The following is a 25,799-nucleotide window of genomic DNA, read 5'->3' on the forward strand; positions in this document are numbered from 1 at the left end:
AAAGACAAAATCAATTTGGTTTCATTAAGACATTATCATATTCGAATCATATTTTTTTGCGATTTATTGAAAATTAAGCTAGACTTTTAAAAATGTCTATGTTATACTTTTATGGCAGTAGGAAATCAGACGTTTTGTCGTTGCTCTACTGGTCAACACTGGAGTAGTACTCAAGAGGCTGAAGAGGTGCCCCTGCTAAGGGTATAGGTCGGGAAACTGGCGCGAGAGTTCAAATCTCTCCTACTCCGCCAATGAACAAATAACATCCGCAAGGATGTTTTTTTCATGCGGAGTAACAAACGTACAATCTCTCGCACCTTAAAACGTTTCGCGCCCTGTTGACTTCAGCAATACCTGTTTTTGTATCGCTGTTATAAACAATAAAATCAATTTTAAAATAAATACATCAGAGCTGCCGTTTTAAAAATGGCAGCTCTGTGTTAGTGAAGATGAAATCTTCACCGTGCCGAAGCACATGAGTTCAAACCCCGGAACGCTTTTTATGAGCCACGCGTGAACTCAGGTGCGTACTAACCAATCCCCAAACAGAGCATATTAGCTTTTGGGGCAGGCCATCAGGCCTTAGGTGCATGAAGAATATTCATGGCACCGACTAAATCACGGTGTTTGTGAAAACCACAGTTGCAAATGTAATCACGACCTTTGACATTATTGATTTTGCCGCATTTGGGGCATCTTTTTGTTGTCAGATAAGGATTTACATATTCAACGCGAATTCCTTCTAGATTGGCTTTATATTCAATGTAATTAGCTAATCGCTGATAGGACCAGCAAATCATATCGTGTCGATGGAATTTCTGTTGAAGATTTAACAATTTTTCTAAACGAATAACAGTGACATTTTGTTGCTTTGCATACATTACAATATCTTTTGATATACAATGATCGATATGCTTTTTGTAGTTATGTAATTTGTGTCCATAATTTTTTAGTTTTACAGGATTGTTTGATTTTTGCAGTTTACGATATCGTAAATTGATTCTGCGAAATTCATATTTCATTTGCCTTCCATTTCCTACAAATTTAATTTTTCCATCACTTGTATAACATACGGCAGGACATTTCATCCCAAGATCAATTCCCATGGAAATTTCATTTTCCTGTGTGTGTTGTGACAAGATACTTTCAGTTTTGAGAATAAAGCGTACAACGTAATATTTGTTTTCCTTACAGACATCCATGCGCAGAACTTCGTGTTGTCGCAGCATTTGTTTTTGATGATCATTCAAAAGAATTGTGCATCGCAATGGATATTTCATAAAGCCTCTGCCAAATTCCATAAGTACTTCATCATCTTTCAATTGAAATGATCTGGCCGATAGTACAAATAATCGATGATATTGTGCAGTAGCATGTTTTTTACGTATCTCATAGAATGTTTGCGCAAGGCGTATTAATTGTTCTTTAGAATGAAATGCAATTTCGCTATTGATTTCACGATATCCTATGAAAATGATTTTGCCGGCTTGTTGATATAGATGAATTAATCGCTCAAATTCTTTATGATAGATAATTCCATATCGTTGAATAACATCCATGGCCCATGGGGTAATTTTTAAATTTGTCTTGATCGTTAGATACATTAGATTCACCTCCTTACACTTATATACATACGTAAAAAATTCTGAAAATCCTAAAAAATCGTAAAAAAAATTAAAAAAACCTATATGTAGTTCATAAAACATACAATTTTGGCAGTTTTTTTTGTATATAGGTTTCTTTAGAATTTGTTGCTATATACATAAAGTTGAAAATCAATCACATGCAACCATTTTTTGCTTATCGCAAAAAATATGCCTTAGATGAAGGAAAGACAATTTTTCACAATGTGATTAATCCATCGTTTTCGTGTCTATGATTGAACAAAAATAAAAAATCAAAAAAATTTAAAAAAATTTCAAAAAAGGGGTTGTCAAAATTTTAAACCCATGGTATTATATACGAGCGCTAAGGAAATAAGGCGTGAACGAAAAACTAAATGATGGTCCAGTGGTGTAGTGGTTAACATGCCTCCCTGTCACGGAGGAGATCGTGGGTTCGAGTCCCATCTGGACCGCCATGCAGATGTAGTTCAATGGTAGAACACAGCCTTGCCAAGGCTGATACGGGGGTTCAATTCCCCTCATCTGCTCCATTAAAATTAAACTTATACAAAGACCTGCAAAGGTCTTTTTTGTTGCAGATGAGGGGAATATAAAAGGCAAGGTTTGTTCTACCATCTTAATAAGGTTGGCGGACCAAGATGGACCCTCCCCACGATTTACTTAAAAAGGCATGTTATGTGTTCGCGTTTTACACTGGACAGGAAAATAAAAGAAAAAGGTTATTAAGAAAAAGATTTTCCTGAATATAAGAAAACGTTTTATATAGGAGAAGATAATAGAGGATCATTTCTTAAAATGCTGATGTGGTCTTTAATAGGAATGCCTTTTGCACTAAAAAATACAACAAGGTAAGATATTCTAATCTAAGAATGTTTGAAAATCAATGCTTTAAAAAGAATGAAAATAATACTATGAACGTATGAATAAGGACTTTTTAATCATTGACATCAAAACTTTTACATGATAAATTTAAAAGGTACGATTTAGGAGGTCCTGTTATGAATAAAAATGAATTAGAGAAGGATCAGTTCACAGAAGAACTTGTGGATGGCGATACATTAATAGAAGAATTAAGAGCAGAAACACAACTACTGGACGATGCTGATGATGAAAAACAGGAACCAGTTCAGGAAGTCACGAATACACAAATAAAATCAGAAAAAAATAAAGCAAAAGTGAATGATGCTTTAAAATCAGTGAAAGAAAAAGCATCATTATTGAAAAATAAAACAGCAGCTGCAGGTAAAGACCTGTTAGAGAAAAAAGAAACATGGGTCAAAAATAGAGAAGCATCAGGAAAGAAACCGGTTGTTTCTGTTGACCAGATCAAAGAAAAAGGCGGCGCTGTTGTGAAAAAAGTTCACACACAGCTCAAAGAAAAGAAAGCAGAAAAGGATGAATTTAAGCCTGAAAAGGTTGTATTAGCTCCAGGAGAAGTCAAAAAATATAAATTATTTTTTGTGTCCGATATGGAAGAAGAAGCTAAATATCTGCATGAAATGTCATTAAAAGGGATGCATTTCGTAAAGAAAGCTGGAATTCAATATGTTTTCCAGACTGGTGAAAGTAAAAATTACTTCTATCATTTAGGATATTATGAAAAAGATAAACGAGAAGGTTCTCGTTATGAAACCAATTATAAAGATGCTGGCTGGGAAAAAATCTATAGTGAAAAAGGTGAATTTGATGGTATGTGGAATTATTTCCGTACAGAAGTCAAAGAAGATGAAATAGAACCACATATTTTTAGTGACCGTGTATCACGTGTAGCATTATATAGTCGTTTGCTGAGTTCCTGGCGTTCTCTGCTTGCGATGATGATTGCATGTCTTGTATGTATGGGTGTGTTCTTATTCTTCTTAAACTCAAAAACAGGACGTGTAGATTCTATATTTTTGATTATTAGTATCACAATCAGCATTATCATTTTGTTGATTTTCGCAATCTATAGCAGAGTTTATTTAAAAATCAATCGAAAACTGGTTGAATTAAAACAATAAAATAAAACGCCATTGGATTATTTCCATGGCGTTTTTTGAAAAGGAGAAAAAGATGCTGATATTTTATTATGTAGTACTATGGCAGATTACGGAAGCATTATCTATTATTTTTCCAGCAGTAATTTTTCTTATAATTCATTATGTATTACACATAAATATTGCGGATGCAAGAAAAATAGTAAAAAAATATTCTAAAATAAAAATAGCAGCGATATTACTAATGATCGAGGCGAGTGCATTTTTACCAATGTTTCCTTTCATCTGTAATGTTTTTTCTGTTTATACAAAGCATTTTCAAGTTTTAGCGTTTTCAATTTTTTTATTACAGCTCATACCATGGGTTTTAAAGTTTCAAAAGGCTAGAGAGTTATTGGAAGAAACAAATGATGATACTGCGATTTATCAATGAAAAAGGGCATATGCCCTTTTAGTTTGTCAAAAAGTCTAAAATATTCCAACCTGCATCAGTTTCACGTTTATATAATTCCGTATAACCACATCTTGTACAAGAAATTGTCACAAATTTTTTGTTTTGTACGTCAAATATTTTTGAAAAATTTCCTCCAGTTGCTTGAAACTGATCACTTTCATAGTGCGTATTGCCACATTTTGGACAAATATATTGTTGTTTAGCCATGAGGTACCTCCTTGTTATGGTAGGTTAATTATATCATGCTATCTTTTGTTGACAAGATATCTTTTGCGAAAAAAAACACAGAAGCTTTTTAACTTCTGTGTCTAATGTTTAGAATAGATTTTTAAAGAAATCGCCGATTTTATCAAGGAAGTTTTCTTTTTTACTTTCTGTTGTTGTGGTTTTTTCTGTATCAGCTTTTTTTGTTTTTTCCAATTCTTCAGTTTTATAAATGAATTTTACTTTTGATTCACTGTTTTCTGGAGCGCCTGTAAAGGTATGTTGTGTTTCATTTTCTTTGATGATTTCATCTTTGATCGCAAGAATCTGATTAATATCATCAACTGTTAAAGTTACACGGCGGTTCATTTCATCAATACCACTTGTTTTGAATGTACTCATACCATTGTTTAATTCTTTTGTTTTACTTGCCAATAAGCTGCTTGCATCATATAACTGTCCAGCACCATTTGTTATTGTTTTCGCACCACCCTGTAACTGTGCAACACCTTGATCTGCACTTTGAATACCTTGTGTTAATGTCTGGCTGCCTGTATATAATTGAGAAGAACCATTCTGTAATTGTCCTAAAGCACCATCTAGTTTTTGTAAAGAAGGATTTAATTGTAACAATGCACCAGCTTTTTCATTTAATTGATTTGTGCCGGCAGCTAAAGTTTCTGCAGATTGAGCAGCTGTATTCAGATTGTTAGAAAGATCATTTACCTTACTTAATAAACCTGAGGCATTTGTTGCTAGTGATTTTAAATTTTCCAATTCTTGCTGTTTAGATGCTAATCCTTGTACACCTTCTGCTAATGTATTGACTCCATCTCTTGTATTATCTAAAGCACCGGTAACACCTTTTAATGATTTATAAATACCACATTCTTGGCTATTAGCATCAAGTTCACAAGCTTGAGCGTATTGCGCAGCGACTTGATTTACAGTTTCTTCTGCAACAGCCAAATCTGTTTTGTTTCCATTAGCATCTACGGTACTTAATCCAGCTTGTAGTTGTCCAACACCATTTGCTAACTGGGATAAACCAGCTTCCAAGCTATTTATTTCATCTGGTAAACCAGATAAGCTGCTTGCTACTGATTGATAAATATCACTTGTTAATAAACTGTTTAATTGAGCACTACCATCTTTTAAACCAGCTGCCAAAGCAGTATTTCCGCCATTGACTTGTTTGATTCCATCCACCAGCTCATTCATAGAACCAGTTGCACTCACCAAGGCAGATGTGCCTTCCTTTGCCTGTGATAATCCATTCTGTAACACATTTAAATTAGAAGATAATGCAGTAGAACCACTAACCAGCTGTCCTGTACCATTTTTCAATGTATCCACACCATTTGTCAGGGTAGGGACACCATCTACTAATTCTTTCATCTTGGAATTGAACGTATTTGTACCATCCGCAAGCTGTGTTGTACCATCTAACAGCTGTTCACTTGCACTTGTTAAGTCATTTAAACCTTTTGTTAAATCATCAAAAGAATCAATATCTTTCAATTTATCTAAAGGAACTTCTGGTGTGAAAGTTACCATAATTGGTCCTAGTTCAAAATCGTTTGTTTCACATTCGATAACATATTCATCACTATAATTTACAGCTTCAGGATCAATATTGCTACTTTTTAAAGTATCTTCAAGACCAGGAATGCTTACAAAACCTACTACCTGATTATTACCTTCAGATAAAACAGTTCCATGATTAATTTTTACATTTTTGAAATGGTCACTACTTAAATCAACAACCCCTGCACCTACATATAAAGGGTGAATATTAGTATTTTTCCCATTGATATTTACTACTTTTGTCTGTGTATTTTTCATTTGGATATGGATTTCTAGTTTTCCACTTTTTCCAATTAAATCTTTACCTTTGATTTCTTTGCCATCTAATTTGTAAGTGACGTTTACGTTTACAGGCAGTTTTTTCGTTGTAGTTCCTTCATAATAGATATCGTTGCTTTCTGAATCCCATGTATAGGTATTTCCAGAAATATTTGGCTTCTCATCACTTTTTACATTCTTAACATCTTTGATATCCAGATTTTCTTTAATATTCTTGATTCCATGATCATTGTGCAGCCAGCTGCTGACAATTTGTTCTTCCACAGTGCCATCACTGTTTAGAATCGCATAGATGGTTTCATCTTTTGTAGTATCTGTATCATCACCATCTTTTGCGTAGACAGCAAGACCAGAGTTTGCCAGCATCATACTTAACATTGTACAAGTTAATACTTTTACATTTTTCTTCATTTTCCTCTACCTCTCTTATTTTAAATTGGCTTTTGGCCAGTCTTTTGTTGTTTTTTCAATAAATTTGTGACATACGATCAATAATGCAGGAAGTACCAGCAAGATGACCAGCATAGAAATAATTGCGCCTCGTGAAATCAAGGTACATAAACTCTTGATCAAGTCCATTTTCGCAATAAAGGATACCCCAATACATGCAGCAAAGAAGGATAAACCAGATGTGATGATACTTGGCGCAGATTTTGCGGCAGCTTCTTTTGCGGCTTCTATGACGGATTTACCATTTAATAGTTCTTCTTTGTATCGGGTGGTCATTAAAATTGCATAATCGACGGTAGCTCCTAATTGGATAGTGCCAATGACAATACTAGCTATGAATGGCAGCACACTTCCTGTGAAATATGGAATACCCATATTGATACAAATAGCAAATTCTATGGAAGCGACCAGAATAACCGGTAATGCAAATGATTTAAAGGTAATGACAATAATTAAGAAGATTGCTAAAACAGATAAGATGTTTACCATCTTAAAGTCGATATCGGTTGTTGTGATCAAATCTCTTGTTAAGGAGCCTTCACCAGCGATAACCGCATGTTTATCATATTGATGCATAATCTGATCAATCTTGTCTAATTGCTCATTTTCTTCATCTGTTGCGGCAGTATACGTAGAGTTTACCAATATCATTTTCTTACCACCGTTATTTAATATATCTTTGATAGCGTCTGGTTCAAATTGTTGAGGAATACCTCCACCAATCAGACTTTCGTAGGATACAACATTGTATACCCCATCTAATTGTTCTACCTGATCGCAGATATCTTTGATCTTATAACTCTCCAGATTTTCATCTACCAGCAAGAAGTGGGTCGTTGTCATATGGAATTGATCTTTTAATTTATTTGTGCCAATAATACTTGCGAAATCTTGTGGCATATTTGCACTTAGATCATAGTAAACACTTGTATGATTTTGTGCGTATCCCATAGGAATAAATAAAACTAAGAAGATGACCAAAATGGATTTATAGTGTTTTGTAAGGAAACCTGGTAACATCTTTGGTTCTTTTAAGATGATTGGGTGTTTCCATTTTTCAATATATTTATCAAAGCGCATCAATAAGGATGGCAGGATGATGATTGTGGACAATACGCCAAATATAACGCCTTTTGCCATAACGATACCAATATCTTTTCCAAGGGTTAACTGCATTGCACATAATGCTAAGAAACCGGCAATGGTTGTGATGGATGAGGAAGTGATAGAGGTAAATGTTGCCTGAATGGCATTTGACATTGCTTCATCACGATCATCTGTTTTCTTCTTTTCTTCTTGGTATCGATGCAACAGGAAGATGGAGTAATCCATTGTTACACCAAGCTGCAAGACTAAGGCAAGTGCTTTGGTGATATAGGATATCTCACCTAAAAATACGTTGGTACCAAAGTTATATGCAACAGGGAAGGCTATACCAGCAACGAAGATAAATGGAGCTATCGTTGATTCAAGTCCCATAAATAAAACAATCATACATAAGATAATTGCGGTTATTCCATATAATGGGGTTTCTTTTTCTGATAAGTCTTTGATATCTTCAGATACAGCTGAGAATCCGCCAAGGTAACATTCTTTTTCGCTATATCCTTTGATTTCATGAATCGCATTCATGGTTCTTTCAGAAGCACTGTCTTCTTCAAAGGTGATAATCATTAAGGTTCCTTTATCAGAATACAGCATTTCTTTTATATCTTTGGGAAGTACTTCTTTTGGTATAGCGATATCTAAGACATCTCCACGCCATAATACATCTTTCACACCATCAATTTTTTCAATTTGTTTTTTTAAATTCTCAACATTTTTATCTGGCATATTTTCAACAACCAGCATACCTGTACTTGCTAACTGGAAATCATCTCCTAAGGATTTTTGTCCAATCATGGATTCTGCATCCGCAGGTAGATAACTTAATAAGTCATAATTGACTTTGGTTCTGGCGTATCCGATTGCACTTGGAATCAGCAGTAAAATGGCGATTACAAGAATCAGATTACGCTTTTTTACGATGAATTGACTTAATTTGCTTTTCATCATTTCTCCTCCTTTATCTTTGAATCATTTTACGAATGGTATCGTAAAGCAATGGTTTCACATGATCGATATCATCTGGCTGTTTTAACACAATGCTGGAATAGCAAAGGGTGGATACCAGTTCTATGATCATGAATATCAGTTGAAATGCTTCGTCTTTGGTATAACCAAGACTGACCAGAAAATCACTGTAGCATTCTAAATGATTGCTGACTTCATAGGTGTCACTGTCCTTTAATTTGTCAGAGATAAGACTCCAAGATAGATTTTTCTGTATGACCTTGATTCTTGCGGGATTCTTCTTAAAAAATTCCACAACATAATCAATCAGGAAAATCAATTCTTCTACACGATCATCAATATTCGCCTCTTTGGCTTTTTCTAAAGCTTCATCAATCAGCAGGGAACTGTATTTGATAATCAGATGGTTGGTTAGCTGTACTTTATCTTTGAAATATAAATAGAAAGTACCTTTCGCAACTCTGGCTTTTTTGACGATTTGATCAATAGAAATTTTATTGAAGTCATCATGTTCAAACAAATTGATTGCAGCTTCTTCTATGCGTCTTTTCTTTTCCGTTTTATTTAACGAAACCTTACTTTGCATATACGAATCACCTCTTTAAATTGACTAACAGTCATTTTCTTGACGTACTTTAGGATATTGCAAAAATGACCAACAGTCAATAAATGCTATGCGCTTACATTCAAATTCATCTATACACTTTTTTTAATTTGTCTAAAATAGTAAAAATACAGGGTTGTAAAAAAATAAATGACAGTTTTGTTATTTTATACCATTTATATATCAAAAGTATGTTATGATTATATAGTGAAGGGTGGTTTGTAATGAAAAAGAAGTATTTGATTTGGTTCATGATTATTTTATTAGCAGGTGTTGGATGCTTTGAAATTACCAGAACAAAAACTACTGAGATCGCATGTGCTCAGACTTTTTCTTATGCCGATTATCCTTTGAATAAACAAATGTTTGAAAGACATGCAAATGAATGTAGTATCTCTTCAAAACTTCTACAAGATAATCATATTTTAGAGTTTTCAGTTAATGGCATACGTGTAAAAATCACAAAAGAGCGTCAACGCTTGATGTTTCATAATAAGAAGCCTAGAGAAAAAACGATACGTAAACAGTTAGAGCATGATGGTAAAATCATCAAAGTGATTTATAAAGGTGTGGAGGAAAACGGTCAAACAGGGATTTATGCTAAATTCATGTTTTCATATAAAGGATATTTCATCCGTGGTAATTTACGTGGTGTTTATTATCAGGAAAAGAAAAAAAGCGTAAAAGAAATACCTGAAGAAGTTTTTACGCAGACAGAAACACGTATTTTAAAATTTGTAGATACTTATATCGCTTAAACCACATTGCGAAAATTAGGAAAAAGTGATATCCTTATCTCTATATGTATGGAGGAATTAACATGGTAAAAGCAGTATTATTTGATTTAGATGGTACTTTATTGCCAATGGATAACGATTATTTCACAAAATGTTATCTGAAATTATTGGGCAAAAAGTTTTATGAACTTGGTTATGATGGAGAAAAAGCCATCAAAGGTGTTTGGAATGGCTTAAAACATATGGTTGGAAATAATGGTACCAAAAGTAATGAAGAAGCCTTCTGGAAAGGTTTTGATCAGGTGATGGCAAGTGATCTGAACCATGATCGAGCACAGTTAAATACTTTATTATTAGGATTTTATCAAAATGAATTTCATGATGCGAAAGCCGCAACAGCACCTTCTCATATCGCTAAGGATATTGTGGAAAAAGTGAAACAGGCAGGGCATAAGGTAATTCTTGCTACCAATCCAATCTTTCCAAGAGAAGCTGTTTTATCCAGATTAAGCTGGATTGATTTAACACAAGATGATTTTGATTATATCACGACATATGAAATATCCCATTATTGTAAACCAAATCCTGATTATTATAAAGAAATTCTAGAGAACTGTAATTTACAGCCTGCAGAATGTGTGATGATTGGAAATGATGTAAAAGAAGATATTGTTCCAGCATCCTCTTTACAAATACCAACCTATCTTGTAAAAGACTATCAAATTGGTGATGAAAGTGGTCTTGATACAGATGCAGGTTCATTAGCTCAGGTTATATCATATTTGAATATTTAAAGAAAAAGGTACGAAAATTCTACTCGTACCTTTATTTTAAGCTTTTTTCTATCGCTGTGATATGTTCATAATGTTCAATTTTTTTATCTAAACGATCAAGGGTAGCCTGCATATCTTCCATACGTTTAATTAACAGGGAACGCTGTTCTATCAGTAACGCTTTTCTAGCATCCGCAGTGTCATCCCCTTGTCGAAATAAGCTAACATATTCAATCAATGCTTCAATTGGTAAGCCAGCACTACGCATACATTTAATAAATTCTACCCATCGAATATCTTCTTCATCATAATCACGGATACCGCTTTTATTACGGTGAACGGGTGGAATTAGTCCGATACGTTCATAATAACGCAGGGTGTCATTTGATAAATCAACTAATTTACTTACTTCTGCAATTGTCATATAAATCACTCCTTTATTTTTAAATCGCAGTATAATATGTTGTGGTCAGAGAATGAGGAGGGAATGGTATCCGCATGTGTTAGCGTAAAGTTATTGGAATAATATATATTGTCTGGAAAACCAAAATCCCGAAAGGTGATGAAAGGATTTTTAAAATGATTCACTGCCTGCATACCATCTATGGAAAAGAAATCAGATTCTTGGAAAGTATTGAAATCACCCAGAAACAAAGTATCTGTCGTATTTTGTATTTCCTTGGAAATAAATGCAATCTGTTTTTTTCTGGCTTCACGCTCTTTAAAACTTAAATGAGAAAGATAGACTTGAATGATACGATGATGAATTTGCACTTTTGCTTTTCCTAATACTCTTGGTTCTTTTAGTAATTCATTGGGTAATTGTGTAGAGGATACTTCTGTGATTGGATAGCGACTTAAAATCCCAATGCCATAGTATCCATCAATGATCCACATCGTTTGAAAAAAATGATAGTAAGGCATGTCACATGCTTCTGCCATTTCTTTTACCATATCCATATTGCCACTGCGCAAAGCATTTTGATCTACTTCCTGAAGGCATAAGATATCAGGCTGTAGAGCTTTGATTTCCTTGGCGAACTTATCTAAATCCTCTCCGTGATTTAATAATTTTACATTATAGGTTGCCACACGCAATTGATCAGGCATCCCTGCTTGAGAAGAAAGTGTTGTATATTGAAGCGTATAGTTACGACAATGTTGCCGCCATAAGAAAAAGCAGGGTATCACAATGATCAGGATCATCATAAATATAAAGAATTTACGTTTCAAATAACATCACTTCCTTTCGCATAGCTATTATAACATGATTTTCTATGTATAATTGTGAAGGTATCCTTAAATAGAATATGTAAAAACAGATATTCATAGAAGCCTTTTGTGGTATATATCTGTCTGTATTAAGCTTAACACCTGGAGTAAACTCCAGGTCAAGGAATTTAAAAAAAATATTTTTTACTTGACTTGGAGTGCACTTCAACTGTTACACTATGGAAGCAATTGTAAAATGATTTACATAGATTGTGATTTACTTTATACTTAAAGAAAAGAGGAGCGATGATTATGACGAAAAATATTCGAAATATGGTATTCTGTGCATTATGTATTGCGATAGGACTGATTTTGCCAATGGCATTACATGTGATACCAAATGCGGGAAGTATCTTTTTACCAATGCATATTCCAGTCTTGTTATGTGGACTGTTGTGTGGGTCTTATTATGGTTTATTATGTGGGTTGCTGGTGCCTGTTTTATCCAGTGTTTTAACAGGAATGCCACCTGCGCCAATACTTCCGGGGATGATTTGTGAATTAGCAATGTATGGCTTTATGACAGGATGGATGTCAAAGAAAGTACATTTGAAAAATGAATTAACAAGTACTTATGTGCAATTGATCATTGCCATGATTTCAGGCCGGTTGTTTTATGGAATATTGAATGGTTTGATTTTTGCGGCTGGTAAGTACTCTTTACAGGTATTTATATCCGCAGCATTTGTGACAGCATTACCAGGTATTGTGATTCAACTGGTATTTTTACCATCGATTGTGGTACTCTTACGAAAGGTAAATAATAAATATCTTGAACAAAAGGTGTAATATGTTTGATATATTAGACGCAATAACATTAGAAAAGAAGCTACATCCCCATACGCAGCCCCAGGATATATTAAAGTTGATCATACAGGCAGGTATGGGAGGGGAACATATGGTGGAAGATGAAATACAAACATTACAATATTTAAAAGAAGAAAAAAAGGCAGCGTGTATGTGTACAAGTGAGCAGCTTCAACCAATTGGCAATGGCTATGTGCGGGTACCACTAGCCATGATGAAGGAAGAGGATCTATCCTTATGGAATCATATGTTTGTGACGGCAACAAAGCATATCAAAAAGGATGTATCCCTTGTGCGAGCACTGATTGAAAAAAATGAATTATCTACATATTTTTCCACAGCACAAATAGAAGATGCACTTGAAAACAGTATGCATCACAGTGTTACATATGCCAATGCATATCATCCTCATTATCGAATACTGCCAAAAGTTTATGTGGATTTTTTTCCTGTATACAAGCAAATCCATGATACGCTTCATAAACAAGCACATGCCTGTTTTATGATTGATGGTTGTTGTGCAAGTGGGAAATCAACACTTGCGCATACCCTTGCCCAGTTATTCCCAGTTCATATATTTCATATGGATGATTATTTTCTTCGCCCGGAACAAAAAAGTGAAGAACGTTTATCAAAGCCTGGTGGCAATGTCGATTACGAACGCTTTGATAAAGAAATTCTTTCATCTTTGCGACATCAAAAGGATGTCATTTACCAGCCATACGATTGCATGAGTCAATCATTAAAGGAAGAGGTGAAAGTTAAGTACCCGCCTTATTCCGTGATCGAAGGCAGTTATGCCCACCATCCTTATTTTCAAATGGATGCGATAAAAATCTTTTTATATTGTGAACGTGAGGTACAGTTACAGCGTTTAAAACAGCGTTCACCTAATCTATATGAACGATTTGTTCATGAATGGATTCCAATGGAAAATACTTATTTTGAAATATTTGATATTAGAAATCAAGCAGATTTTATACTTGATACAACTACATTTTAAGAAAGGGGATATAAATGAAAAAGATATTATATTTGATACGTCATGGTCAGACACAGTTTAATGTAAGAAGAAAGATTCAGGGATGGTGTGATTCACCATTAACACCACTGGGTATTGCCCAGGCCAAGGTAGCAGCAGCTTATTTTAAGGATCACGATATTACATTTGATCATGCTTATGCTTCTACATCAGAGCGTGCATGTGATACCCTTGAAATTATCACATCACAAACTTATACACGTGTCAAAGGTCTAAAGGAATGGAACTTTGGGACATTTGAAGGAGAAAGTGAGGATTTAAATCCAAAGCTTCCTTATGGTGATTTCTTTGTGGCATATGGAGGAGAAGGAGAAATGCAGTTACGTGAAAGAGTATCTAAAACACTGCTCGATATTATGCGTAAGGATGATCATAACTGTGTACTTGCTGTATCACATGGTGCCAGCTGTCGTCAGTTTATGCGTGCTTGGGAGCATACATCTTCTGTCAATGTCAAAGAGCGTTTATACAATTGTTGTATATTGAAGTTTGCGTTTGAAAATGATACTTTTACACTTGAGGAAATCATCAATCATGATTTTAAAGATTTGAAACTGGATTAAAGCAGAACATTTGTTCTGTTTTTTTGTTTTCACATATTCATGCGGGTATTTCTATCAGGAATGCGTGTATAATTTGATTGAACAATTGTTGAATGAATGGAGGTGTCCCATTGACATCATCAAATACAAGAAAGGAACAGGCTTTAGAAACAAGGAAAAAGCTACTTGCCTCAGCACAGACGCTATTCGCGTCCAAAGGCTATGAAGGAACATCTGTTCGTATGATCAATCAACAGATTCATATGGCAGATGGTTTATTGTATCACTACTTTCCAGGTGGAAAACAGGAAATTCTTCAGGTAATGGTAAGAGAACATGTGCTGGCGATGAGTACTGCATTAACAAAAGATATTGAAATCTATGATGAAATGTCTATCGAAGAAGTCCTTGAACAGCTGTATCATCATTTACACAGTGTGGTATTAGAGCATGTGGATATCATCAAAATTTTGATTAAAGATGGAGAAGCGATGAAACTGATTGAGCGACAGGAATTAATCGATATCTTGGAAGAGCGAAAACACTGGCTGCCTGCCTTATTTCAAAAACGTATAAATTCAGGTGAACTAAAGGCAATGGATTGTGAGAGTGCATCAGAAGTTTTGATGTCCTTGTTGATGAGTCATCTGCTGGCAGAGGTCATAACAGGTGAAGATAGTTGTATGGCAAATGAAATAAAAAGAAAACAATTGTTTCGCTATCTGAGTGATATGTGGAAAAACTGCAAATAAAAGAAAGGAGCATTTATGTTACAGTTAAAAAATATAGTAAAAGATTATGTGAGTGGGGATGAAACTGTTCACGCATTAAAAGGTGTATCCTTAACCTTCAGGGAAAATGAATTTGTATCTATTTTAGGACAAAGCGGTTGTGGAAAAACAACCATGTTGAATATCATAGGTGGATTAGATCAATATACCAGCGGTGATTTGATCATCAATGGAAAATCCACAAAGGATTTTAAAGATAAGGATTGGGATGCTTATCGTAATCATTCCATTGGCTTTGTATTCCAAAGCTATAATCTGATACCACATCAAAATGTATTATCCAACGTAGAACTTGCACTGACATTATCTGGTGTATCCAAAGCAGAAAGAAAACAGCGTGCAATAGAAGCACTTGAAAAAGTAGGTCTAAAGGATCAAATATATAAGAAACCAAACCAGATGAGTGGAGGACAAATGCAGCGTGTGGCGATTGCTCGTGCGCTGGTCAATAACCCTGATATTTTATTGGCAGATGAGCCTACCGGAGCATTAGATTCTGCGACAAGTATTCAGATTATGGATCTGTTGAAGGAAGTTGCACAGGATCGCTTAGTAATCATGGTAACTCACAATCCGGACTTGGCAAAACAATATTCTACGCGTATCATCCGTTTATTAGATGGTAAAATTGTGGATGACAGTAATCCTTATGCATTAAAAGAAAGCAAAATACAAGCTGCTGTGGATAAAATTAAATACACCTCCATGTCATTTGCGACAGCCTTATCCTTAAGTAAAAATAACTTAATGACCAAAAAGGCAAGAACTTTTTTAACAGCATTCGCAGGCAGTATCGGTATCATTGGTATCGCATTGATTTTATCCTTATCCAATGGGGTACAAAGCTATATTGATGGTGTGGAAAAAGATACCTTATCTTCTTATCCAATCACGATTCAGGATAACTCCATGGATATGAGTGTCATGATGGAAACCATGATGGGAATGCATGAAAAAGAAACAACACACAATGATGATAAAATCTATTCCCGTCAAATGATCAATGATATCCTGGAAACCATGTCTGATAAGATGACCAACAACAATCTTGCGGCATTTAAAGAATATCTAGAAAGCGCAGATTCTAAGTTTCAGGAGCATACCAAAGCGATTGAATATGGATATCCATTGACACTAAATGTATTTAATGAAAATGGGGCAGCTGGACTTGTACAGGTATCCCCTAATCAGTTGATGAAAACATTAGGTCTGCAGGAAGCAATGGATGCCAGCAGCTTCATGGGATCCAGTGATTCCAGTATGGGTATGGGCAATGAAGTGTGGGCAAAACTGCCTAGTGAAAAAACAATGCGTGATGATGAATATAAACTTGTCGATGGAACATGGCCAAAAGCATATAACGAAGTTGTACTGGCAGTTGATTCTAATAAAGAAATCAGTGATTATACCTTATATTCATTAGGCTTGATGGATCAGGAAGAGCTTGCGAAAAACTTCAAGGCATTACAAAACAAAGAAGAAATAGAAGCTGGGAAACAACGCTCTTATACAACAAAAGAACTACTGGATATGAAGTTTAAATTAATTCTAAACACAGATTTATATGAAAAAGTAAACGGAATCTGGGTTGATCGCAGCGATGATGAAGCATATTTGAAGAAGATTGTGGATAATGGACAGGATATCAAAGTCGTTGGTATCATACAGCCGAAAGAAGGCGCTTTAAGCAAGTCTGAACAAGGTGGTATTTATTACACAGATGAACTTCAAGAATATGTAATTTCTCATGTGGAAAATACGGATATCGTTAAGGAACAAAAGGCTGATAAGAAAATCAATGTCTTTACCGGAACAGCATTCTCAGATGATAAGAAAATGGATTTTTCTACCTTAAGTGATGAACAAAAAATGCAGTTAATGACGATGAGTGAGGAAGAACGTCTTCAGTTTATCAACAGTTATAATGATGCATTAAATTCTACCTATGATGGCAACCTGAAAAAACTTGGCGCAATTGATTTGGATTCTCCAAGCAGTGTGAATATTTACGCAAAAAGTTTTGATGATAAGGAAGCCGTCGCAGATTTAATCAACGACTATAATGAAAAACAAAAGGCTGATGGAAAAGATGCAAATGTTATCAGTTATAATGATATCGTTGGCACCATGATGGAATCTGTCACAACCGTTATAGATATGATTTCTTATGTATTAATTGCCTTTGTCAGTGTATCTTTGATCGTTTCCAGTATTATGATTGGTATTATCACCTATATTTCTGTATTAGAAAGAACAAAGGAAATTGGTATTTTAAGAAGTATTGGTGCCAGCAAGAAAGATATTTCTCATGTATTTAATGCGGAAGCATTTATCATTGGACTGATATCTGGATGTATTGGTATCGGTGTTACAGTACTTTTAGATATTCCAATCAGTATCATTGTGGAAAACTTAACTGGTGTAACCAATATCGCATCTTTACCAGTTGCAGGTGGTGTTATTCTGATTTTGATTTCCCTGTTACTAACAACCATCGCAGGATTGATTCCTTCAAGAATCGCATCAAAGAAGGATCCTGTGGAAGCTCTGCGTACAGAGTAAAAACATTACCCAATCTATACGATTGGGTTTTATTTAAAACTTTGACTAAAAGAATGGAAAAATTCATCCTATAAAAATCAAAAAATCTAAAACTTAAGGTAAAAAAGCAATTAAAAATTTCGATGTATGAAAGCCACTTAAAAAAGAAGAAAATGAATATTCCATTTTAAATGTTGAAGTTGGTTATGGTTCTGTAATTTGTATAATTGATGATTTATCACTAATTGATGAAAAAAATTGGTACGCACCACATGGTTAATAAAAAAATGCAGCAAGCATGAAGTTATTTACTTAACTTTGTGCTTACTGCTTTTCTTTTTTGATCACATGCAATCCACTCATCTAATGTCAAAGGTGTATAATCAGAATACATACAGAAACAATTGATCATATTGCATGGGATATGTACTTCTTCACCTCCAGGATTTTGTACGATCGTAGAGGTTGTAATATCTTGAAATTGTTCTATCAAGCGCTGGTCATGGGTATCATGCACGTGTCCATACAACATATAAGTCTTTGGCTGACCTTCTTTATTTAAACGATATTGCATGTTATAAAACATGATAGGATAATGACTTAAAATCACTTTACGATTATTGTCTGACAATTCTTCATATGATTTGATCCATTCAAAGCGCTCTGTGTGGAAATCTTTACTTTTCAGATATCGATCATGGTTTCCAATAATCAGAAATAAACGCCCGTTTAATCGCTTTAACAGTTCATTTGTTTCCTCATCTTTTCCCCAGGATAAATCTCCCAGAATAACAACTTCATCATTTTTTCTTACTTTTTTATTCCATTGTTGAATCATATATTCATTCATTTCTTCTACACTTTCGAATCCACGTTTATCCATCTTTGTGTTTAAAGCAGCATGGAAAAAATGGCAATCAGCGATATAGTTGCGCATCGTATCACTCCTTTTATAACTATGCGTATTATAAGCGAAAAGATACAAACGTGCAATGGTTGTACATAAAAACCTTGCATTAATCCGCTTGCCGTTTTATCTTATAGATAAAGCTTTGTGGAAGTTTATGTAATAGGGAACTAATCAACAGGATACTGATGATACGGTCTAAATAATCTGTAAATAGCTGTACGATAAAACAACTCAGTGTTAATCCTAATGGTGTTTTGGCTAATAATTGTACGATAAATGTGGAACCTGAAGATGTAATGCCTCCAAAAAGGTATGCGGTGATACAGGCTGATATTAGAGAAGTTGGAATTGTCACAAAAAGTGCACTGAAAAATGCCCATGCAAGATTATCTTTTTTCTTTTTCCAGACAATGCCGACTAACATTCCTAAAAGGATACCAACAGGAGCATAATACAAAGCATAGATATCTGATGTCATTCCTAAAATCAAGCCACTTAAGATACTTGGCATAGCACCATAAAAAGGACCATAAACAGCTGCGATAAAGATAGTGCCCATACTGTCTAAATAAATTGGAAGTTTTAGCATTAAAGCAATTTGACCACCAACCAGATTTATAACAATCGCAAAAGCAATCATGCTGATATGATATACTGTAATTTTTGATTTCATAAATGAAAACCCCTTTCTTTATATGAGTGTGTCCAAAAGATCAATCTGTGCAAGATCCAGATGTAATATACGGGATATAAATAATTGGAAAAAGGCTTTTACATCCACTTGTGTCAAAATGACTGCATTATTCTCCTTGCGATAGAAATGAAAGGCATCCACAACACTTTGTCCTCTTGATATGCCATCTGTTTCAATTTGTACATAAGATGAAAATCCAGAACATATTTCAGGAAAAAGAAAGTAAGCGACAGCAAGGGGATCATTGATCACACAGCCAATCAAATGTTCTTGTGTCCAATGAAAATCAAAATAGAACTTGGTGATTTTTCTTATAAATGCTCCCTTCTCAGGATGCAATCGTTCCATATAGGAAAGAAGATTTGGCGTAAGAACGATTTTGCGTGTGACATCTAAACCCACCATATGTATTTGTTTCTTTGTTTTGGCCATTTGTTGATAAACAAGACAGGCAGCTTCAGGATCTTCCCAATAATTGTATTCAGCGACAGGAGAACAATTACCATGAGATTTATAGCTGCCACCCATGGAAACAAGCTGTTCTATTTTATCAAAAGCTTCCACATCCTGTGAAATAAGCTGAGCTAAATTGGTCAAAGGTCCTAAAGCGATGATGGAACAGGATTGTTTCTTTAAGGTTTTTGATAAAAAGGTGACAGCATCCATTGTTTGATGATATCCAGGAATATCCTTTAAGAAGCTTTCACCAAGACCATCGGCTCCATGCGTATCTAAAGCATCACAGAAAGTTTTCTTTAAGGGCTTATCAGCGCCCACAAATACCGGTATATCCAGACGCTGCATATGTGCTAATATCTTTTTAGCATTTTTAAAACCCATTTCAACAGGTGAATTACCACAAACAATGGTAATGCCTATAACTTCAATCTCATCCGATGATAACGCCAGCATGAGTGCAAGACTGTCATCAATACCCGGATCACAATCGATGATTACTTTTCTTCTCATAAATACTCCTCCATTCAAAAAAAAGACCTTACCAATAAGCAAGGTCATGAAAAAAAAAGCATTTATAAAAAAATTATAAATCTATTATTTCATTTCGTTTGCCTATGATTATACTGGGAGGTAAGGAACCAGTGCGTATTCTTTATACCATAAAAGACAGGAATTCGTAAAGCCTAAATGATACATTTTTAAAAATTTTTACTGTATATCTTACAGAAGAAATAAGATAAAATATGCATATTTCATTTATAGAAACACGATAGTCATGGTATAATGACATATAATACATAAATAAAAAGGAGACATTATGAAACATACAGAACATAAATCGGAAACCATTGATGGTTTTCAATATGATAATGAAAGTCAGTTGTATAAAGCAACCATTCAGAATATTGATTTTATGATGGATGAATACACAGATGAAAATGCAGAATATGCGAGGAAGCTTGCATCTGCTTATCACTTGTATTTATCAAAAATTATGGATTTTTTATTAGAGGATGAAGCCTTTCGTGATGATGGCATATTCCCTGATCAAAATAAAGAAACACTGTTGCCTGCACTGGGAACACCATCTATTTTGCTGTTGTCAAATAATGATGGACAATGTTCCTATTGTAATCAAACATTAGATGATACGCATATCATTTCTTTTGAATTTTCAGATATCTTTGATGATTTATATGATTTAACGATAGAGGGGTGAACCATATGGATATACAAAATTATTGGAAAGCAACACTTCAACAAAATCCTGTACTCATGCGCTCATACTTTCATGAAAATGCAGTCATTCGATGGCATAATACCAATGAAGAATTTACACTGGATGAATTCATACAGGCGAATTGTGAATATCCGGGCAGATGGGATGGCGAGATTGAAAGAATAGAAAGAATAGATCAAGTGATTATCACAGTGACACATGTGTTTTCCACAGAGCTATCTTTTCATGTAACTTCCTTTATAAAAGTAAAAGATGATAAAATTGAATGCATTGACGAGTATTGGGGAGATGATGGTGAACCTCCTTTATGGCGAAAAGAAAAACATATTGGTACATCAATAAAAAAGATATCCATACCATTGCCGGAGTAGAAAAAACAGGAAGTATTTTCCTATACCTATGATGGCATAACTTATACAGAAATACGTATGAAATTCACGATACATAAAGGAGAACATGATCATGTATGAAAGAATGCTTGAGAAAAGTAAACAACCAGCTATTGAAGAAATGGAGGCGTATTGTGGCGATTGTGGAGCATTGTTTATGTTGCTTAATGAGTGGTTATCAACAACCTACCATACCCGGCAAGAATTATCCTATCCATATGGAAATCATTATGGCTGGTGTATTGCCCATCGTATCAAAAAGAAACTCATCTGTAACGTATTTCCTGAACGAAATGCTTTTACAGTGATGGTAAGATTATCAAATAATCAGTTTGATACAATTCTTTCAAAGGTACAGCCTTACACAAAAGAGCTTATTATAAATAAGTATTCTTGTGGAGATGGTGGATGGATACATGAACGTGTATTAACGCAAGAGCATTATGAAGATGCTAAAATTGTATTATCAGCGAAATTCACAAAGGTATCATAATATATAAAAAAATCAGTACTTGATATGGGTACTGATTCATTTTCTTATATGGTGCCGACTAAGGGACTTGAACCCCCGACCTACGCGTTACGAGTGCGTTGCTCTACCAGCTGAGCTAAGTCGGCCTATCGCTTTTGAAAGCGAATTTATTATAGCACAATGCAAAATCAATGTACATAGTTAAAACGAAAATTTCCTTGTCAGTAAACTGGCACCATACATTCCCAAAGATACCCCAATCACACATAACATGACACTAGCGAAAATGTATGAAACAGCTGGTATCCATGCTTTTTTCTCAATTAGTTGGAAGGTTTCTAAAGAGAATGTGGAAAACGTTGTAAAACCACCACAGATACCTGTTTTAATCAGTAACACAAGTTGTGGAGATATATGAGATGATAAGGCAAGCTGTGCAATAAAACCAATGAGAATAGAGCCTAATAAATTAATGAGGAGTGTGTTGATGGGAATGGCAGCTTTCATGGAAATCATAGAAAATCCATAACGAGCCATTGCGCCAATGGCACCACCCAATCCTACATATAAAAATGCTTTCATATCAGCCCTTCTTTCCAATTACTTGTAAAATATGCTCATACTCATATTCGATATGATGATATGTTGACAACAAAGGAATACAATCTGTTTCAATATTCTCCATAATGGTATGAAAATGTTCGTGGCATATATCCACAATTGTGGAATCAATGGCACCTTCATCAGCCATCTGGTATAAAATATGCATCATTTGTTGTTTATCGAATGCTTCTTTATAACTTCGTTTACCACTTAAAGCACTAAAGATATCCGCGACCGCAAGAATACGCTGTTCTAAGGTTAAATCTTTTTCTGATAAACCATAAGGATAGCCTTTGCCATTTAATTTTTCATGATGTCTGACAGCAATCTGTACGATTTCATTATCCATGGTACCTTTCAGAATATGAATAGAGTGTGTGACATGTTCCCGCATGATTTTCATTTCACTGGCAGTTAATCTGCCTGGCTTTTCTAGTATGCTCACAGGTGTTGCGACTTTTCCAATATCATGAAGAAGGGCACCATACATAAGCTTTTGTATCTGTATATCCGAAAGTTTTAAAAGTGTGCCCAGTGTTTTAGAGATACTGGTTGTGGTTATCGTATGTGCGACCATATGTTTACTTTGAAAGTCGATAGAATAACTGATCAATGATATATACTGCAGAATCTCCTGTTCATTAAAATGTAATTCCTCCATCAATCTGTTTTCATGATGTTCATGGGTAATGACTTCCACAACATTACTTTTTTGAACAGTTTTTTTCAATAAGGCAGTTAATTCAGGATCATATTCTTCGGTTGATAAACGATCATGGAAATCATCAGGAAATTTTTCCTTTCGTATCAGATAGAGATCACAATGATCTACCAGATGCAGCATTTGTGTTAATTTAGGATAGGGGATATCATACAGTCCATAATCCTGAAATGGAACATGATGATAAAGTACCACGGAAGACAGTTGTTTTAACGGAGATAAATATTTTAAAAACAAATACCCATAAACAGCATGCTTCCATATATGCCTGGATTCAAAACCTAACATCGCATCAATTTCATCAGTTTTATATGCGCCGATATCATGCAGGATGGCAACCATACTCATATCTCTGATTTCTTCTTCAGAATAGCTTCCATCTTGTATCATCATTTCACGTAATAAATACGCTACACGAAATCCATGGTCGATCAGTCTTTCATCAATTTCATTTAGCGTATTGTGGATAATATGTAAAAGTTCACTGTCATTTATAATCTTCATATAATTTTCCTCATTTTATGCGTTTCCATTATAACAGAAACATCTCATAAACAAAAGGACTTCAACCATTTTTAAGCGGAAGTATCAATTGAAAACAGCATCCTTCTACTTCATTGCTTTCTACCTGTATCTGACCATGATGGGCATCCATGATACTTTTTGCAATTGGTAAGCCTAAACCATAACCACCCTCATGTACTCTTGCTTTATCACAACGATAAAAACGTTCAAAGATATGGGCTTGTTCCTCCTTGGAAATATAACTGCCGGTATTGTGAATCTTACAGACTAGTTTTTCATTGTTTTTTTTCAAATGAATCGATATCTTTCCTTTTGCGGGTGTATATTTACAGGCATTATCAAGAAAAATTAGCATGACTTGTTTTAGCTGTGCTTCATTGCCGCTTACATATAAATCGTTTTCAATTTCGCTGTGTAAATGGATGCCGTGTTCATAAGCGATACTTTCAAAGGGCAGGATACAGTTCCATACGATATCACTGAAGTTTATGTTTTGAAATTCCACAGGCAGACGGTTTGCGTCACTTTTCGCAAGAAATAACAAACTTTCTACCAGTTTTTTCATACGTTGTGCTTCACTTTGTATGCTGTTGATCCACTTCACCTGATGATTAATAGTATCGTTTGCATGGGCAAGCAAGATATCGCTATCCGCTAAGATCACAGTTAAAGGTGTTTTTAGTTCATGCGAAGCATCCGCAACAAACTGTTTCTGTTGATCCCATGCATGCTGTACTGGCCGTAATGCCCAGTTAGACAAAATAAAACTCAATAGTAAGAAAGCCAGAAAAGCAAAAGTACCCACAATCATCGATGTAATAATTAAATTTTTCATATCTTTAAGATTGGCGCTGATATCAACAAACGCAATTTGATAGTTGGAAGATGTCTGTTTGATCTGATAAGCCAGACTTTGTGATTGTAAGATACCTTTTTGTTTATCCTTAATATCCATAGTGGAAAGAATGTTCTGCAGGCTTTCTTGATCTACATCCAGATTCATGGCATGTATGGAAATGATCGTACCATTGAAATCTGTTTCTACACGAAAAGCATTATGCATGCCAAAAGCTTTATCATCTTTATGATCATTAAACTCAAACTTTGGAATTTCTTCTTTCTGTTGCATCATCAACGTACGTGACAAATTATCATCTATCTCTTGCTGCATATGATGATAATTACTGAAACAAAGGATACCGAATACAATGATCAATATCAAAGTGACACAGGACATGGTGATCCAAATAAACTTTTTACGAAGTTTTTTTATCATAAAGCATCACACTCCAAACGATAACCAAGTTTTCGATGAGCTTTAATCTCTACCTTGCTTTCAAGATAAAATAGTTTCTTTCTTAAAAAGGAAATATACGCTTCTACATTATTATCTACAGCCTCACTGTCACAACCCCATACTTTTGTGATCAGTTCTTCTTTACTGATGATCATGGATGGATGCTGCATAAATAACTTCATGATTTCAAATTCTTTATATCCAAGGGTGATATGTTTTTGTGCACACAGTAATTTACATGTATTTAATTGAAGACGCAAGTCATGAAAGCTTAATTCATGAAGGATCATTTCACCTTTTCTTCGTGTAAGGGCATAGATTCTTGCCAATAATTCAGCCGGCGCAAATGGTTTGGTCATATAATCATCTGCCCCAAGCGTTAAACCTTTTACTTTATCGGGGATTTCATCTAATGCGGTCAACATCAGCACTGGTGTATGATGGTTCATTTCTCGTAACGTCTGTACGATCTCAAAACCATTTTTCTTTGGCAGCATGACATCCAGTATGATCATATCAAAGAGATCACTCATGGCATAAGACAAACCCTCCTCGCCATCATATGCAATGGTTGTCTGAAATTTTTCTTCCTCTAATATCTGACGAAGTGCATCGGCTAAATTTCTTTCATCTTCTACAATCAATACCTGCATAACATCACCTCATTTCTACCTCCATTATACACAAACTTTCGCAAAGAAAGCTGAAAATAAGCTGAAACTTGTCTTTCAG

The 25,799-nt window shown here is 34.8% G+C and carries 26 protein-coding genes and 4 tRNA genes; 15 read left to right on the forward strand and 15 right to left on the reverse strand.

Annotated features, from left to right (window positions below; genetic code table 11):
• Nucleotides 1–160 precede the first annotated feature (160 nt).
• A tRNA-Ser gene (locus tag DW761_RS03805) sits at nt 161–251 on the forward strand.
• Between the two features lie 324 nt (nt 252–575).
• Here the strand turns inward: DW761_RS03805 and DW761_RS03810 are convergent.
• Nucleotides 576–1,604 (reverse strand): RNA-guided endonuclease TnpB family protein, encoded by a 1,029-nt coding sequence (locus DW761_RS03810; RefSeq protein ID WP_158552358.1) that lies wholly within the window; start codon nt 1,602–1,604, stop codon nt 576–578.
• Nucleotides 1,605–2,004: 400 nt separating this feature from the next.
• On the opposite strand from DW761_RS03810, the gene DW761_RS03815 reads away from it, so the two are divergent.
• The 4 genes from DW761_RS03815 (at nt 2,005) to DW761_RS03830 (ending at nt 4,034) form a co-directional block, all read left to right on the forward strand.
• Nucleotides 2,005–2,080 (forward strand) — tRNA-Asp (locus DW761_RS03815).
• A 1-nt stretch (nt 2,081) separates the two neighbouring features.
• A tRNA-Gly gene (locus tag DW761_RS03820) sits at nt 2,082–2,155 on the forward strand.
• A gap of 468 nt (nt 2,156–2,623) precedes the next feature.
• Complete coding sequence (locus tag DW761_RS21335) at nt 2,624–3,625, forward strand: DUF2812 domain-containing protein (RefSeq protein WP_207732766.1); 1,002 nt, start codon at nt 2,624–2,626, stop codon at nt 3,623–3,625.
• 52 nt (nt 3,626–3,677) lie between these two features.
• On the forward strand, nt 3,678–4,034 hold the full coding sequence (locus DW761_RS03830; RefSeq protein ID WP_117455803.1) for a hypothetical protein: 357 nt from the start codon (nt 3,678–3,680) through the stop codon (nt 4,032–4,034).
• Between the two features lie 18 nt (nt 4,035–4,052).
• Here the strand turns inward: DW761_RS03830 and DW761_RS03835 are convergent, their stop codons facing one another.
• The 4 genes from DW761_RS03835 to DW761_RS03850 all read right to left on the reverse strand — a co-directional run bounded on the left by DW761_RS03835 (nt 4,053) and on the right by DW761_RS03850 (nt 9,234).
• Nucleotides 4,053–4,262: a zinc ribbon domain-containing protein gene (locus tag DW761_RS03835; RefSeq protein ID WP_117455805.1), complete on the reverse strand. Its 210-nt coding sequence runs from the start codon at nt 4,260–4,262 to the stop codon at nt 4,053–4,055.
• A 108-nt stretch (nt 4,263–4,370) separates the two neighbouring features.
• Entirely contained in the window at nt 4,371–6,536 is a 2,166-nt protein-coding gene (locus DW761_RS03840) for a hypothetical protein (protein WP_117455807.1), read from the reverse strand.
• A 15-nt stretch (nt 6,537–6,551) separates the two neighbouring features.
• On the reverse strand, nt 6,552–8,627 hold the full coding sequence (locus tag DW761_RS03845) for an efflux RND transporter permease subunit (protein WP_117455809.1): 2,076 nt from the start codon (nt 8,625–8,627) through the stop codon (nt 6,552–6,554).
• Between the two features lie 13 nt (nt 8,628–8,640).
• A complete protein-coding gene (locus DW761_RS03850; RefSeq protein WP_117455811.1) occupies nt 8,641–9,234 on the reverse strand; it encodes a TetR/AcrR family transcriptional regulator in 594 nt (197 codons plus the stop codon).
• A 242-nt stretch (nt 9,235–9,476) separates the two neighbouring features.
• Here DW761_RS03850 and DW761_RS03855 point away from each other — a divergent pair, with 242 nt between their 5' ends.
• Both DW761_RS03855 and DW761_RS03860 read left to right on the forward strand, forming a co-directional pair.
• Nucleotides 9,477–10,010, forward strand: a complete 534-nt coding sequence (locus DW761_RS03855) for a hypothetical protein (RefSeq protein ID WP_117455813.1) — start codon at nt 9,477–9,479, stop codon at nt 10,008–10,010.
• A 62-nt stretch (nt 10,011–10,072) separates the two neighbouring features.
• Entirely contained in the window at nt 10,073–10,783 is a 711-nt protein-coding gene (locus DW761_RS03860; RefSeq protein ID WP_158553741.1) for an HAD family hydrolase, read from the forward strand.
• Between the two features lie 31 nt (nt 10,784–10,814).
• Here the strand turns inward: DW761_RS03860 and DW761_RS03865 are convergent, their stop codons facing one another.
• Nucleotides 10,815–11,186 (reverse strand): MerR family transcriptional regulator, encoded by a 372-nt coding sequence (locus tag DW761_RS03865; RefSeq protein WP_117455817.1) that lies wholly within the window; start codon nt 11,184–11,186, stop codon nt 10,815–10,817.
• 5 nt (nt 11,187–11,191) lie between these two features.
• Nucleotides 11,192–11,995 (reverse strand): endonuclease/exonuclease/phosphatase family protein, encoded by an 804-nt coding sequence (locus tag DW761_RS03870; protein ID WP_117516459.1) that lies wholly within the window; start codon nt 11,993–11,995, stop codon nt 11,192–11,194.
• A 291-nt stretch (nt 11,996–12,286) separates the two neighbouring features.
• On the opposite strand from DW761_RS03870, the gene DW761_RS03875 reads away from it, so the two are divergent.
• From DW761_RS03875 to DW761_RS03895, 5 genes are all read left to right on the forward strand, one after another.
• Nucleotides 12,287–12,823, forward strand: coding sequence for an ECF transporter S component (locus tag DW761_RS03875; RefSeq protein ID WP_117516460.1), 537 nt, complete (start codon nt 12,287–12,289; stop codon nt 12,821–12,823).
• Between the two features lies 1 nt (nt 12,824).
• Entirely contained in the window at nt 12,825–13,844 is a 1,020-nt protein-coding gene (locus tag DW761_RS03880; RefSeq protein WP_117516461.1) for a uridine kinase family protein, read from the forward strand.
• A 14-nt stretch (nt 13,845–13,858) separates the two neighbouring features.
• On the forward strand, nt 13,859–14,446 hold the full coding sequence (locus DW761_RS03885) for a histidine phosphatase family protein (protein WP_117516462.1): 588 nt from the start codon (nt 13,859–13,861) through the stop codon (nt 14,444–14,446).
• 110 nt (nt 14,447–14,556) lie between these two features.
• Nucleotides 14,557–15,177 carry a TetR/AcrR family transcriptional regulator gene (locus DW761_RS03890; RefSeq protein ID WP_158553742.1) on the forward strand — a complete coding sequence of 207 codons (621 nt, stop codon included), beginning with the start codon at nt 14,557–14,559 and terminating at the stop codon, nt 15,175–15,177.
• A 15-nt stretch (nt 15,178–15,192) separates the two neighbouring features.
• A complete protein-coding gene (locus DW761_RS03895; RefSeq protein WP_117516464.1) occupies nt 15,193–17,778 on the forward strand; it encodes an ABC transporter ATP-binding protein/permease in 2,586 nt (861 codons plus the stop codon).
• 283 nt (nt 17,779–18,061) lie between these two features.
• Here DW761_RS03895 and DW761_RS03900 read toward each other — a convergent pair whose 3' ends face one another.
• The 3 genes from DW761_RS03900 to DW761_RS03910 form a co-directional block, all read right to left on the reverse strand.
• On the reverse strand, nt 18,062–18,694 hold the full coding sequence (locus DW761_RS03900; protein WP_117516465.1) for a metallophosphoesterase: 633 nt from the start codon (nt 18,692–18,694) through the stop codon (nt 18,062–18,064).
• Nucleotides 18,695–18,773: 79 nt separating this feature from the next.
• Nucleotides 18,774–19,340, reverse strand: a complete 567-nt coding sequence (locus tag DW761_RS03905) for an ECF transporter S component (RefSeq protein WP_117516466.1) — start codon at nt 19,338–19,340, stop codon at nt 18,774–18,776.
• Between the two features lie 18 nt (nt 19,341–19,358).
• On the reverse strand, nt 19,359–20,330 hold the full coding sequence (locus tag DW761_RS03910; protein WP_117516467.1) for a nucleoside hydrolase: 972 nt from the start codon (nt 20,328–20,330) through the stop codon (nt 19,359–19,361).
• A 307-nt stretch (nt 20,331–20,637) separates the two neighbouring features.
• On the opposite strand from DW761_RS03910, the gene DW761_RS03915 reads away from it, so the two are divergent.
• From DW761_RS03915 to DW761_RS03925, 3 genes are all read left to right on the forward strand, one after another.
• Nucleotides 20,638–21,039 (forward strand): hypothetical protein, encoded by a 402-nt coding sequence (locus tag DW761_RS03915; protein ID WP_117516468.1) that lies wholly within the window; start codon nt 20,638–20,640, stop codon nt 21,037–21,039.
• Nucleotides 21,040–21,044: 5 nt separating this feature from the next.
• Nucleotides 21,045–21,431: a nuclear transport factor 2 family protein gene (locus DW761_RS03920; protein ID WP_117516469.1), complete on the forward strand. Its 387-nt coding sequence runs from the start codon at nt 21,045–21,047 to the stop codon at nt 21,429–21,431.
• Between the two features lie 91 nt (nt 21,432–21,522).
• Nucleotides 21,523–21,942, forward strand: coding sequence for a DUF3788 domain-containing protein (locus DW761_RS03925; RefSeq protein WP_117516470.1), 420 nt, complete (start codon nt 21,523–21,525; stop codon nt 21,940–21,942).
• 49 nt (nt 21,943–21,991) lie between these two features.
• On the opposite strand, the gene DW761_RS03930 is transcribed toward DW761_RS03925, so the two are convergent.
• The 5 genes from DW761_RS03930 to DW761_RS03950 all read right to left on the reverse strand — a co-directional run bounded on the left by DW761_RS03930 (nt 21,992) and on the right by DW761_RS03950 (nt 25,720).
• Nucleotides 21,992–22,067: transfer RNA gene (locus DW761_RS03930), tRNA-Thr, on the reverse strand.
• A gap of 55 nt (nt 22,068–22,122) precedes the next feature.
• On the reverse strand, nt 22,123–22,503 hold the full coding sequence (gene crcB, locus DW761_RS03935) for a fluoride efflux transporter CrcB (protein ID WP_117516471.1): 381 nt from the start codon (nt 22,501–22,503) through the stop codon (nt 22,123–22,125).
• A 1-nt stretch (nt 22,504) separates the two neighbouring features.
• On the reverse strand, nt 22,505–23,749 hold the full coding sequence (locus tag DW761_RS03940) for an HD-GYP domain-containing protein (protein ID WP_117455845.1): 1,245 nt from the start codon (nt 23,747–23,749) through the stop codon (nt 22,505–22,507).
• A gap of 61 nt (nt 23,750–23,810) precedes the next feature.
• Nucleotides 23,811–25,046, reverse strand: a complete 1,236-nt coding sequence (locus DW761_RS03945; RefSeq protein ID WP_117516472.1) for a sensor histidine kinase — start codon at nt 25,044–25,046, stop codon at nt 23,811–23,813.
• Nucleotides 25,043–25,720 (reverse strand): response regulator transcription factor, encoded by a 678-nt coding sequence (locus DW761_RS03950; RefSeq protein WP_117516473.1) that lies wholly within the window; start codon nt 25,718–25,720, stop codon nt 25,043–25,045. Before DW761_RS03950 ends, DW761_RS03945 begins: the two co-directional genes overlap by 4 nt.
• Nucleotides 25,721–25,799: the final 79 nt, after the last annotated feature.

It is taken from the genome of Absiella sp. AM29-15, from assembly GCF_003434225.1.
GTDB lineage: Bacteria > Bacillota_I > Bacilli_A > Erysipelotrichales > Erysipelotrichaceae > Hoskinsella > Hoskinsella hominis.